This is a genomic window from Nocardia sp. NPDC051833, from assembly GCF_040681225.1.
Lineage (GTDB): Bacteria > Actinomycetota > Actinomycetes > Mycobacteriales > Mycobacteriaceae > Nocardia.
Genome location: NZ_JBFAYK010000004.1, coordinates 374,213 through 386,238, shown reverse-complemented (window position 1 = coordinate 386,238; position 12,026 = coordinate 374,213). Strand labels below are relative to the sequence as shown.

The window sequence follows — 12,026 nt, the reverse complement described above, 5'->3', positions numbered from 1 at the left end:
GAGTTACCCCCGGTTCGCGCGGCCGGCGGCGCGGCGCTGTGCCCGGTTGCCCGGGTAGTGCGGGCCGGGAACCGCGCGGGTGTCGGACTCGTACCGGTCGTAGGCGTCGACGATGTCGGAGACCAGCCGGTGGCGCACCACATCGGCGCTGGTGAGCTCCGAGAAGTGGATGTCGTCGATGTCGGTGAGGATCTCCGCGGCCGCCCGCAGACCGGAGCGCTGCCCGTTGGGCAGGTCGACCTGCGAGATGTCACCGGTGACCACCATCTTCGAACCGAAGCCCAGGCGGGTCAGGAACATCTTCATCTGCTCGGCCGTGGTGTTCTGCGCCTCGTCGAGAATGATGAACGAGTCGTTGAGGCTGCGGCCACGCATGTACGCCAGCGGCGCGACCTCGATGACACCCGAGGCGAGCAGCTTGGGGATCGCTTCCGGGTCCATCATGTCGTGCAGCGCGTCGTAGAGCGGCCGCAGATACGGGTCGATCTTGTCGTTGAGCGTGCCGGGCAGGAAGCCGAGCCGCTCGCCGGCCTCGACCGCGGGCCTGGTCAGGATGATGCGGGTGACCTGCTTGGACTGCAGGGCCTGCACCGCCTTGGCCATCGCCAGATAGGTCTTGCCGGTACCGGCGGGACCGATGCCGAACACGATGGTGTTGGCGTCGATCGCGTCGACGTAGCGCTTCTGGTTCAGCGTCTTGGGCCGGATGGTCTTGCCGCGGCGCGACAGGATGTCCAGGCTCAGCACCTCGGCGGGCGATTCGGACACGCCCTCGGTGAGCATCGAGACGGTGTGCCGGACCGCTTCGGGGGTGATCACCCGATTGCGGCCGGTCAGCGCCACGAGCTGCTCGATGACGCGCTCGGCCAGCGCCACATCGCCGGCCTTACCGGTGATGGTGACGGTGTTGCCGCGGACGTGGATGTCGGCCGGGAGCAGCTTCTCGAGCTGACGAAGATTCTGGTCGGCCGAGCCGAGGAACGGGAAAACAGACTCCGGGGCGAGTTCGATGCTGGAACGCACTGTTCGCGCCGCGGGACCCGCGTTGTTTCCGCCTGCGCCGATGCCTGATACGGGGTTGGTGGGGTCGCCGATCTCGCCTGAGTTCTTCAAAAGTGGCTATGGCCTGCTTCCGGTCTCGACTGTGTGTTCGATGAGCACAGTTTAACGCGCGGCACCGACACCGCCCAGCGATATAACGGCGGGATCGGCCGAACCGCGATCGACCGGTGATCGCAGGTCACGAGCGGGCGGCGGCCGCCGGGCGGGTGATCTACCAGCGCGGAGTGAGCGCGCCGAGGGCACCGAGTGCCACCGCGGCGGCCGTGGAGGTGCGCAGCACGGTCGGGCCGAGCACCACGTTGGTGGCCCCCGCCTCGGCCAGCGCGGTCAGTTCGGCGTCGTCGAGGCCGCCCTCGGGCCCGACGATCAGCACGACATCGCTCGCCTGGGCCAGCGGCAGCTCGGTGAACTTGCCCGCGCCGGACTCGTGCAGGGCGGCGACGATCGCGCCGTCCGCGCCGGCCTTCCGCACCAGCTCGATCAGATCGCGGGTGCGGTGCAGGTCGGTGACCTCGGGAATGTAGGCCCGCCGGGACTGCCGTGCCGCGGTCTTGGCGGCGGCCCGCCACTTCTCGACGCCCTTGGCGGCCTTCGCCTCCCAGTTCGAGACGCACCGCGAGGCCTGCCACGGCACGATGACGTCGGCGCCCGCCTCGGTCATCAGCTCGACGGCCAGCTCCGACCGATCCGACTTGGGCAGCGCCTGCACCACGGTGACCCGGGGCGTCACCGGCGCGGCGATCCGCCGGTGCCGCACCGCGAGTTCGAGCCGGTCCTTCTGGGCCGCAACGACTTCCGATTCGGCGAGCACACCGCGTCCGTCGGACAGGGTGATCGGCTCGCCGACCTTGATCCGGCGCACGGTGGCCGCGTGCCTGCCCTCCGGACCGTCGAGGACCGCGACGGCACCCGGTTCGGGCACCTCGTCGAGGTAGAAGACCGTCGCGGCCACGGCCTCAGCGTCCGCTGAAGGAGGCGCGCAGCCGGGCGAACAGGCCGCTGTTGTGCTCGGACTGCGCCGACATCACCTCGGCGCGGTCCTTGTCGCGCATGCCCTTGAACTTGCGCAGCAGATCGGTCTGCTTCCCGTCCAGCTTGGTCGGGACGATGATGTCGAGGTGCGCCAGCAGGTCGCCGCGGGCGCCCGAACGCAGCCGGGGCATGCCGTGGGCGCGCAGCTGGATGACCTCGCCGGGCTGGGTGCCCGCCGCGATGGTCAGCTCGGTCGGGCCGTCGAGGATGGTGTCGACGACGACCGTGGTGCCCAGGATGGCGTCGACCATCGGGACCCGGACGGTGCAGTGCAGGTCGTCGCCGTCGCGGACGAAGGTGTCGTGCGGCTGCTCGACGACCTCGACGTAGAGGTCACCGGCGTGGCCGCCACCGGGGCCGACCTCGCCTTGGGCGGCCAGCCGCACCCGCATGCCGTTGGCGACACCGGCCGGGATGGGCGCGGCGATCTCGCGACGCGCGCGGACGCGCCCGTCGCCACCGCACTTGTGGCAGGGATCGGGGATGGTCTCGCCCGCGCCACGGCAGGTCGGGCAGGGACGCGAGGTGAGCACCTGGCCCAGGAAGGACCGCTGCACCGACTGCACCTCACCGGCGCCGTCACAGGTCTCGCAGCGCACCGGCTTGGAGTTGCCGTTGGTGCCGGCGCCCTGACAGATGTCGCAGAGGATCGCGGTGTCTACGGTCAGGTGCTTGGTGACGCCGACCGCGCACTCGGCCAGGCTCAGCCGGGTACGGATCAGCGAGTCGGCGCCGGGCTGGACGCGGCCGCGCGGCTTGCGCGCGCCACCACCCTGCCCGCTCATGCCGCCGAAGAACGCTTCGAAGACGTCGCCGAGACCGCCGAAACCCGCGCCGTTGAAACCGGCACCGCCGCCGCCACTTTCGAGCGGGTCACCGCCGAGGTCGACGATCCGGCGCTTCTCCGGATCGGTCAGCACCTCGTAGGCGGTCGAGACTTCCTTGAACTTGGCCTGTGCGGCCTCGTCCGGGTTCACGTCGGGGTGCAGTTCGCGGGCCAGCTTGCGGTAGGCGCGCTTGAGCTCCTGGTCGGTGGCGTTCTTGCCGACGCCGAGCAGTCCGTAGTAATCCCGTGCCACTGTGAGTTCTCTAGTCCTTGGTCGCTGTGGTCCAGCCGAGCGCCGGGCGCATCCTTAGTCGAATCCACTCAACTTTACCGGCCGAAGTATCGACCTTAACAGTTGCGGGTCGGGCCGATCCCGGCCCGCGTCATCTTTCGGCGAGTACCTCGCCGATGTAGCGGGCGACGGTCGCCACCGAGGCCATCGTTCCCGGATAGTCCATCCGGGTGGGGCCGAGTACACCCATGCCGCCGAGCACGGCGCCCGCCGCGCCGTAGCCGGTGGACACCACCGAGGTGCCGCGCATCTGCTCGACCTGGGTCTCCTCGCCGATCTGCACCATCACCTGGCCCGGTTGCTGCGCCGCGGCCAGCAGTTTCAGCACGATGACCTGTTCCTCGAGCGCTTCCAGCACGGTCCGCAGCGAGCCCGGGAAACCGAAGTCGGCGACATTGCGGGTGAGGTTGGCCGTGCCACCGAGGACCAGCCGTTCCTCCGGGTGCTCCACGAGGGTTTCCACCAGCACCGTGGAGACCCGCACGAGCACGTCCTTGATCTTGGCGGGCGCCCGCTCCGGCAGGCCGGCCACCGACGCGCTAGCCACCGACAGCAGCTTGCCGTCCATGGCGCCGCCGAGCAGCCCGCGCACCGCGGCGAGATCGTCGTCGGAGATGACGGCGCCGAGATCGACGATGCGCTGATCGACCCGGCCGGTGTCGGTGATCACCACCAGCAGCAGGCGGGCCGGATTGAGCGCGACGACCTCGATGTGGCGCACGATCGACGCCGAGACCGTGGGGTACTGCACGACCGCGACCTGGCGGGTGAGCTGGGCCAGCAACCGCACCCCGCGACGCAGGACGTCGTCGAGATCGACGCCGGATTCCAGAAACTCCATGATCGCGCGCCGCTCGGCGCCCGAGAGCGGCTTCACCTCGGCGATCCGGTCGACGAACTCGCGATACCCCTTGTCGGTGGGGATGCGGCCCGAGCTGGTGTGCGGCTGGGTGATGTACCCCTCGGCCTCCAGCACGGCCATGTCGTTGCGGATCGTGGCACTGGAAACACCCAGGTGGTGCCGTTCCACGAGCGACTTCGAGCCGATCGGTTCCTTGGTGGCGACGTAGTCCGCGACGATCGCTCGCAGGACCTCGAACCGCCGATCCTCGGTGCTCGACGCCATCGACCCCACCTCCTCGCTCGTGCCGGGTACGTCATCGGCCCGTGTACCGCTGTGTTCGACGCACAGACTCGCACGCGGACGCTCGGAGCGTCTCGTTCTCCAGTCTAATTGTCCGGTCCGAGATCGCCCGCTCACATGGTCGCGACGGAGTGGAGTTGTCCACAGGCCGTGGTTTGTCCACAGGTGGCGCGCCGGCTCTGGTACCGCTGCGCACAGCGGCGTACGTTCGGCACTGATTCAGCTGTTTACCAGCGTTTTTCGGGTGTCGACGGCGGGGGGCATGTGGTGCGGCGAGACGGCAGTGATACGGCCACGGCGGTGGCGCTGAATCCGGCGGAGTTCGCCGGATTCGATCGGGGATGCGCGGAGTTCCTGCGGGTGATCGGATCGCTCATCGCGCTGGCCGGCGAGATCGGCGACCAGGCGCGGTGGGGTCTGGGCGAGGACGACCCGCGGCTGATCTCCGCGACCACGGTGGTCGCCCGGCTGCGCGCCAAGGCGGACTCCGGCGCGAACAGTGTCGCCGCGGTGCTGGCGGCCCACGCCGACGCCGTCGCCGAACTCCGGCGCGCGTACCGAGCCGCGCGGGATGAACTGGTGCGCACGGACGACGAGGGGGCCGGTCGGCTCCACGCGGTGGAACCCGCGGCGGGACAACCGATTTCCGGGAAGTCTCTGCCATGACCGGATACGAGCCACGAGCGATTCCCGATGGTGGCGAGAATGCGTGGCACTGGCGGCACGCGGAGATCGCGCGGGCGTTCACGGCGCTCGAGGTGACCGATGCGATCGCGCAGGCAGACCGGTTCGACCGGATCGCGGTGCGGTGGACGGAGGGGCTGGACGCCTTCGCCCGGACCATGCGGGAAACACTCGCGACAGCCTGGGCGGGTGTCGGGGCCGACGCGGCCGGTGCCGCTGTCAGCGCGTATGTGGCGCGAGCGCGGGAACTGACGCCCGCACTGGTGGAGCTACCCGGCCTGGTTCGGGCCGCCGCCGAGGCGATTGTCGCCACGAAGTACGCGATTCCCGAACTGGTCTTCGACGAGCCGAGATCGGCATTGTCGCCGTCGAGCGGGGCGGCGGCACATCGTGTGGCCGCCGCCGCGGAGGAATCCGCGCGCCTCGCGATGCGGGAGCGGTATGTGCTGCCGTTCAGCGCGATCGACGACCGGATTCCTGTGCTGCCCACGCCGATTCGGCCGGTCGGGTCGGAAGCGGATTCCGGCCGACAACGTGCGCGCGCCTGGAGTGCGGACGGCACGCACACACTGTCGGCAGGTAGACACCACCAGCCGTTGACGGACCATGATCACGCACTGCGGAGGGGCGGCGACGAACAGCCGTCGACCGACAACGACCGTGCTCTGCCCAAGAGCTTCAACCCATTCCCATCGACCAACTGCGATCACCCACAGCGGATGGGCTCCAACCAGCCGCCGTCGGTGGACAGCGACCACGCACTACCTACGGGCGGCGATCACCGGCCGTCGGCAGGACGTGTGAACGCGCAGTCGACGGGCGATGCGGCGAGCGGCGTGGTGAATACCTCGGCGGCAGTTCGAGGCGAACCTTGTCAGGTCTCGTCACCGGATGTTGGGCAACTCGAGGACAGCACAGCGGCGAGCGGTGGATCGATCGCCACCGGCCTGGCTGTGGCGGACTCGAGTGCACGTGAATCGGTCGGCGAGGGGATGTCGGACGGGGAGTCGGCGGCGAGTTCAACGGTGGTGTCGTCGTCGACTACGGGCGTCAGCACCCCGTCGCTCTCGGCTGCGCCTGGCAGCCATGAGTTCTCTGCGCCCGGTAGCACCGGATTCCACACACCCGGCGGCCCAAGAACCGCTGCGCCGAGCAGCCCCGGGCCCGCTGTGCCAAGTGGCACCGAACTCCACACACCCAGCGGCCCAAGGTCCGCTGCGCCCGGCAACATCGGACTCCACACGCCCAGCGGCCAAGGGTCCGCTGCGCCCGGCATCACCGGACTCGACACGCCCGGCGGCCATGGGACCGCTGCGCCCAGTAGCCACGGGTCGGCTGGACCCAGTAGCCATGGGTCGGCTGGGCCGAGTGGCCACGGGTTCCATGCGCCAGGCGGCGTGGGATTCCATGCGCCCGGTGCGCAGCGGTTCCGTGCGATCGGTGGATCGGAGTTCGCGGCACATTCGGTGCCTGCGCTGCCGGGTATCGGGGCGTCGGTGGCAGGGCTCGGCCGGGCGGCCGCGGATCTCGGCGACATCGGGCCGGGCTCGGGTGGGCCGACGGCAGCGGTGGGAGATCGGGGGGCGGCGGGTGGGATGCCCTACCGGTCGGGGCTCGAGGGCGACTTCGGTCGGCCGGAGGCGGGGCGCAGTGTGCCCGGGGCGGTGGGGCCGGTCATCGGGGCGAATCCGCCGGGGGTTCCGGCGCCGGCCCGGGTGATCGATCGGCTGTTCCACTACGCCGCGCCGTTCGGTCAGGCGCAGGCGCCGGGTGGTGGGGCAGAACGCGCGGTGCCGGCGTATCTGATCACACGGGCGAATACCGATGCGCTGCTCGGCGAAGGGCGACCTACGGTCGCCGGGGGTGTGATCGGCGGTGCGGCGGAATCCGGGCCGGACGCGCAGCACGGATCCTCGGCTCGGGGCTGATCGTGTCGGCGAGCCGAGAGCTACGAGCGGGTGCGGCCGATCGGATCGGCCGCCGGTGCGGACCGCCCGCGAAGGGCGGTCCGGCCCGATTCAGCGTTGGGCGGCGGTGGAGGCCGCGCCCACCTGCTTGCCCGCGAGGGCATCCAGGCCGAGCATCGCCAGCAGCGATACGCAGTCTTCCGCGTCGTGAGAATGTGACGCGACCGTGCGAGCGGCGACCGCGCACTGCCGCGCGTTCTCCGCCTTCTCCGCAGAGCGCGCCTCGGCGAATTCGCTCTGCTCTTGGACGAGGGTGATGTGCCGTTCGGTGGACATATAGCTCCCTAGGATCGAGCCGAAGCCTACGCCCCCAATCGTTATCTTCGGCCCCGAACCCACCGAACCCCGCCCTCGACGACCCCGGTGCGCGGTCCCCCCGGTGAGGTGTGCATCACGCCTTCTCATGGCGCTGACCGGGCGATCATCGATGTCGCCCGCGCCACTGTCCGACCCCGGAATTCCGGTCACGAATCGGTGTCAAGCGACCTGGGTCGTAGCCGCCCGCAGCAGTCGCAGCTGACCGATCTCGGCCACGTTCTTCATCAGTTCGGCATCGACCCAGGAGACCAGATGAGCGATCGTCAGCCCGGCGTCGGCGGGCCAGGGATAGGCCGACGCCGCGTCCAGTTCGGCATCGTCGAGCGCGTCGACGATCGCGATCCAGTCCGCCCGCAACTGACGCAGCCAGGCGATCGTCGGCGCTCCCGGCCCCGGCCAGGCGATGTCGGCCCGCTCCCGTGGCGTCCGGCGGCACACGTGGTCGATGGCCACGCTCCACCACCAGCCGATATGCCAGCTCAGCCAGGCCACCGTCGGGACCGGGATCGGATCGGGCTCGGTGTCGGCCCAGTCCGCGACCCAGCCGCCGGTGTCGTCGGGCCGCATCGTCCAGCACAGTTCGGCGGGCTCCCAGAGGAAGTCCGCCGCCGTCAGCCGATCCAGGTGGTACTCGAACAGCGACCAGGTCAGGTCGAACTGCCAGCGCGCCAGCTCATTCCGCGAAGGAGACACGCTGCGCATCGTGTCACGGCCGCCGCGCGACCGATACCGAATATTCGCGGGTCAGTCGAGCAGGTCGCGGACCACGCCGTCGGCGAGGAGGCGGCCGCGGTCGGTGAGCACGAGGTGATCACCGGTGATCTCGGCGAGCCCGTCGGCCAGGATGCGGTCCAGCGCGGGGCGCGCGGTGGGTGCGAGAGTGGCCAGCGGCAGACCGGTCCGGAGACGGACGGTGAGCATGAGGTGTTCGGTGTAGCGCTCGTCGTCGGTGAGGGCTTCCCAGCCCGCGGCGGGCAGGCCGCCGAGGGCGACGCGGTCGGCGTAGCGCGACGGATGCTTGACGTTCCACCAGCGAACACCGCCGACATGGCTGTGCGCGCCGGGGCCTGCGCCGAGCCAGTCACCACCGTCCCAGTAGCCGAGGTTGTGGCGGCACCGGGCGGCGTCGTCGGCCGCCCAGTTGGAGACCTCGTACCAGGACAGGCCCGCGTCGGCGAGGCGAGCATCGATCCGTTCGTAACGGGCGGCGAGGACATCCTCGTCGGGAGCGGGCAGTTCACCGCGACGGACCTTGCGCGCCAAGGCGGTTCCGTCCTCGACGATCAGCGAATAGGCGGAGACGTGGTCGACACCGGCGGCCAGCACGGCGTCGAGGCTCGCGTCCAGATCGGCGTCGGTCTCGCCGGGCGTGCCGTAGATGAGGTCCAGGTTGACGTGGTCGAACCCGGCGGCCCTGGCTTCCTTCGCCGCCGCGACCGCGCGGCCGGGCGTGTGGGTGCGGTCCAGGATCTTCAGCACGTGCTGGGCCGCGGACTGCATGCCCAGCGACACCCGGGTGTAGCCGGCGGCCCGGATACGCTCGAAGAACTCCGGCGCGGTGGACTCCGGATTGGACTCGGTGGTCACCTCGGCGTCGACGGCCAGGGTGAAGTTCGCGCGCACCGCGTCCAGGACCGCGGCCAGTCCGTCACCGCCGAGCAGCGACGGGGTTCCCCCGCCGACGAAGACGGTCGACACCGGCGGCGTCGCGCTCGGCAGCGCCGCGAACTCGGTCGCGGCGGTCGCGAGCTCACCGCGCAGTGCCTCGAGCCACGACTGCGGCGACGCCGAGGTCCCCAGCTCCCCCGCCGTGTAGGTGTTGAAGTCGCAGTACCCGCACCGGGTGGCACAGAACGGCACGTGCACGTAGACCCCGAACGCGCCGCCCCCGAAATCGCGCAGCACCGGCCGATCGGCATCGGCCGGTGTCACGCCGGGAGCCCCGGAAGCAGCGCTGATAGTCACCCCTCCAGTCTGCCGGGCTCCCGTCGGCTCCGGCACGCAGGGGCCGACCGGGGTCCCGGATCGACCGGTCGGCGATCAGTCGGCCACCACGGGGGTGTTCTGATTGGCGGTGAGCACCCAGGCGCCGTCCTCCTTGGTCATGACGTACATCGGCGTGCCCTGCCCAGACAGCTCGCCGTCCAGGGTGAAGTAGCGCTGCCGGATCTTGACGGCGGCGACATCGGGCCGCAGGAACAGCACGTGCTCGATCGCGTAGGTCGCCTTGCCGTGGGTGGTGGCGCCGGGCAGCACCTGGGCGGTGAACTCGGCGATGGCGGGTCTGCCGAACAGCCGCTTTCCGTGGCCGGTGGTCCAGATCGCGTCCGCCCGGAAGACGGCGGTGAACTCGTCGATCAGTTCGTTGTCCTGGGCGTGGGCGATGGACTCGACGACGGCGGTGATGGCCGCGAGTTCGGTCTCGAGATCGGCGGGCGTCTGCCCCGCCACGGTGGCGTCGTTGCTCATGCCACCACTGTGCAACCTCAACGACGCTCCAGGTCAACGCGCTGTGCCGCACCGCACATCCGGGGTCCATGACGAATCACAAGTCGCTTCCGGCCGGGGAACTATGACCCCCGTCACAGAACGGGACGGCCGTCCAGGGAATTTCCCCCAAAAGTGCGGGAAATATCTCCTTGCGGTCGGAACGACCCGGCTGACATGGCACAATAGGCCCATGCACGCAACTGGAGTACGACTCGTGGCCCGGCGCCACGTCGACTTCCAGCGTGTCTGCAGCGCCTGTTGTCGGCCCGGTTTCCACCGGTAGCGCAGCGGCGTCCACGCCCGGGTCTCCCCCGGTGCCATCGACTTTCATCGGCCCGCTGACCACCTGACGCGAGCCAGCCCCTCGCGCCTTCAGCACGGATGTACCACCCACCCCGCAGGAGCGACCCCACATGACGTCGAGCACCGACGCCGCTTCGACCGAACAGTCGACACCGGCCCGCCCCGAGCGCCCGGCAGCCGAACGCCGCGTCCGGCCCGATCGGCCGCGCAGCGAAGCCCCCGTCGCGCCGCGCGAGCGCACCGGCAAGCCGGTCCGCCGCCGCTCCGAAGGCCAGTGGGCCCTCGGCTACCGCGAGCCGCTGAACCCGAACGAGCAGTCCAAGAAGGACGACAACCCGCTCAACGTGCGCGCGCGCATCGAGAACATCTACGCCAAGGGCGGCTTCGACTCGATCGACAAAGCCGACCTGCGCGGCCGCTTCCGCTGGTGGGGTCTCTACACCCAGCGCGAAGAGGGCTACGACGGCACCTGGACCGACGACGACAACATCGACATCCTCGAAGCCAAGTACTTCATGATGCGGGTGCGCTGCGACGCGGGCGCGCTCAACGTCGCCCAGCTGCGCACCATCGGCGGCATCTCCACCGAGTTCGGCCGTGACACCGCCGACCTGTCCGACCGCGAGAACGTCCAGTACCACTGGATCGAGGTCGAGAACGTCCCGGAGATCTGGCGGCGGCTGGAGTCGGTCGGCCTGCACACCACCGAGGCCTGCGGTGACTGCCCCCGCGTCGTCCTCGGTTCGCCGCTGGCCGGTGAGTCGCTCGACGAGATCATCGACCCGACCTGGGCCATCGACGAGATCGTGAAGCGCTACATCGGGAAGAAGGAGTACTCCAACCTTCCCCGCAAGTTCAAGACCGCGATCTCGGGTCAGCAGGACGTGGTGCACGAGATCAACGACGTCGCCTTCGTCGGCGTGAACCATCCCGAGCACGGCCCCGGCCTCGACCTCTGGGTCGGCGGCGGTCTGTCGACCAACCCGATGCTGGCCAAGCGGGTCGGCGCGTGGGTGCCGCTCGACGAGGTGCCCGACGTGTGGGAGGCCGTGGTCTCGCTGTTCCGCGACTACGGCTACCGCCGCCTGCGCACCAAGGCCCGCCTGAAGTTCCTGATCAAGGACTGGGGCATCGAGAAGTTCCGCCAGGTGCTCGAGGACGAGTACCTCGAGCGCAAGCTGATCGACGGCCCCGCGCCGGAGCAGCCGGCCAAGCCGATCGACCACGTCGGCGTGCAGAAGCTGCGCAACGGCCTCAACGCCGTCGGCTTCTCCCCCATCGCCGGTCGCGTCTCGGGCACCATCCTGAGCAAGGTCGCCGACGCCGCCGAGAAGTACGGCTCGGACCGCATCCGGTTCACCCCGTACCAGAAGCTGATCATCCTCGACATCGCCGACGATCAGGTCGACGCGCTGATCGATGAGCTCGAGCCGCTGGGTCTGCAGGCCCGTCCGTCGATCTGGCGGCGCAACCTGCTCGCCTGCTCGGGCATCGAGTTCTGCAAGCTGTCCTTCGTCGAGACCCGCAAGCGGTCGCAGGTGCTCGCGCCGGAGCTCGAGCAGCGCCTGGCCGACATCAACGCCGAGCTCGACGTGCCGATCACCATCAACATCAACGGCTGCCCGAACTCCTGCGGCCGGTCCCAGATCGCCGACATCGGCTTCAAGGGGCAGCTCGTCGACGACGGCGACGGGAATCAGGTCGAGGGTTTCCAGGTTCACCTGGGTGGCAGCCTCGGTCTGGATTCCGGATTCGGCCGCAAGCTGCGTCAGCACAAGGTGACCAGCGTGGAGCTCGGTGACTACATCGACCGCGTCGTCCGCAACTTCGTCAAGAACCGGGAAGCCGGTGAGCGATTCGCGGTGTGGGCCGTGCGCGCCGACGAGGCCGACCTCCGCTAGTGGATGA

At 69.8% G+C, this 12,026-nt stretch carries 11 protein-coding genes; 3 read left to right on the top strand and 8 right to left on the bottom strand.

From position 1 onward, the window contains the following. Positions 1–3 precede the first annotated feature (3 nt). From AB0L91_RS30180 to hrcA, 4 genes are all read right to left on the bottom strand, one after another. Positions 4–1,065 (bottom strand): PhoH family protein, encoded by a 1,062-nt coding sequence (locus tag AB0L91_RS30180; RefSeq protein ID WP_336083603.1) that lies wholly within the window; start codon positions 1,063–1,065, stop codon positions 4–6. Between the two features lie 208 nt (positions 1,066–1,273). Continuing rightward, the gene (locus AB0L91_RS30175) at positions 1,274–2,014 is read right to left on the bottom strand and encodes a 16S rRNA (uracil(1498)-N(3))-methyltransferase (RefSeq protein ID WP_365015797.1); all 741 of its coding nucleotides are present in this window, start codon (positions 2,012–2,014) and stop codon (positions 1,274–1,276) included. A gap of 4 nt (positions 2,015–2,018) precedes the next feature. After that, entirely contained in the window at positions 2,019–3,173 is a 1,155-nt protein-coding gene (gene dnaJ, locus AB0L91_RS30170; RefSeq protein WP_355278709.1) for a molecular chaperone DnaJ, read from the bottom strand. A gap of 130 nt (positions 3,174–3,303) precedes the next feature. Further along, complete coding sequence (gene hrcA, locus AB0L91_RS30165; protein WP_218717363.1) at positions 3,304–4,338, bottom strand: heat-inducible transcriptional repressor HrcA; 1,035 nt, start codon at positions 4,336–4,338, stop codon at positions 3,304–3,306. A 318-nt stretch (positions 4,339–4,656) separates the two neighbouring features. Here hrcA and AB0L91_RS30160 point away from each other — a divergent pair, with 318 nt between their 5' ends. Beyond that, on the top strand, positions 4,657–5,022 hold the full coding sequence (locus tag AB0L91_RS30160; RefSeq protein WP_365015795.1) for a hypothetical protein: 366 nt from the start codon (positions 4,657–4,659) through the stop codon (positions 5,020–5,022). Then, entirely contained in the window at positions 5,019–6,968 is a 1,950-nt protein-coding gene (locus AB0L91_RS30155) for a hypothetical protein (protein WP_365015793.1), read from the top strand. Before AB0L91_RS30160 ends, AB0L91_RS30155 begins: the two co-directional genes overlap by 4 nt. Positions 6,969–7,058: 90 nt before the next feature. On the opposite strand, the gene AB0L91_RS30150 is transcribed toward AB0L91_RS30155, so the two are convergent. The 4 genes from AB0L91_RS30150 to AB0L91_RS30135 all read right to left on the bottom strand — a co-directional run bounded on the left by AB0L91_RS30150 (position 7,059) and on the right by AB0L91_RS30135 (position 9,794). After that, positions 7,059–7,283 (bottom strand): hypothetical protein, encoded by a 225-nt coding sequence (locus AB0L91_RS30150; protein WP_355278702.1) that lies wholly within the window; start codon positions 7,281–7,283, stop codon positions 7,059–7,061. A 201-nt stretch (positions 7,284–7,484) separates the two neighbouring features. Then, the gene (locus AB0L91_RS30145; protein WP_365015791.1) at positions 7,485–8,027 is read right to left on the bottom strand and encodes a DinB family protein; all 543 of its coding nucleotides are present in this window, start codon (positions 8,025–8,027) and stop codon (positions 7,485–7,487) included. Positions 8,028–8,069: 42 nt separating this feature from the next. Further along, positions 8,070–9,257 (bottom strand): radical SAM family heme chaperone HemW, encoded by a 1,188-nt coding sequence (gene hemW, locus AB0L91_RS30140; RefSeq protein ID WP_355279259.1) that lies wholly within the window; start codon positions 9,255–9,257, stop codon positions 8,070–8,072. A gap of 108 nt (positions 9,258–9,365) precedes the next feature. After that, positions 9,366–9,794, bottom strand: coding sequence for an SgcJ/EcaC family oxidoreductase (locus tag AB0L91_RS30135; RefSeq protein ID WP_365015789.1), 429 nt, complete (start codon positions 9,792–9,794; stop codon positions 9,366–9,368). 434 nt (positions 9,795–10,228) lie between these two features. On the opposite strand from AB0L91_RS30135, the gene AB0L91_RS30130 reads away from it, so the two are divergent. Next, positions 10,229–12,019 (top strand): nitrite/sulfite reductase, encoded by a 1,791-nt coding sequence (locus tag AB0L91_RS30130; protein ID WP_365015787.1) that lies wholly within the window; start codon positions 10,229–10,231, stop codon positions 12,017–12,019. Positions 12,020–12,026 lie beyond the last annotated feature (7 nt).

Coding starts and splice junctions, on each gene's coding strand:
- hrcA (WP_218717363.1), bottom strand. CDS start 4,338: ATGGCGTCGAGCACCGAGGATCGGCGGTTCGAGGTCCTGCGAGCGATC.
- AB0L91_RS30155 (WP_365015793.1), top strand. CDS start 5,019: ATGACCGGATACGAGCCACGAGCGATTCCCGATGGTGGCGAGAATGCG.
- AB0L91_RS30150 (WP_355278702.1), bottom strand. CDS start 7,283: ATGTCCACCGAACGGCACATCACCCTCGTCCAAGAGCAGAGCGAATTC.
- AB0L91_RS30145 (WP_365015791.1), bottom strand. CDS start 8,027: ATGCGCAGCGTGTCTCCTTCGCGGAATGAGCTGGCGCGCTGGCAGTTC.
- AB0L91_RS30135 (WP_365015789.1), bottom strand. CDS start 9,794: ATGAGCAACGACGCCACCGTGGCGGGGCAGACGCCCGCCGATCTCGAG.
- AB0L91_RS30130 (WP_365015787.1), top strand. CDS start 10,229: ATGACGTCGAGCACCGACGCCGCTTCGACCGAACAGTCGACACCGGCC.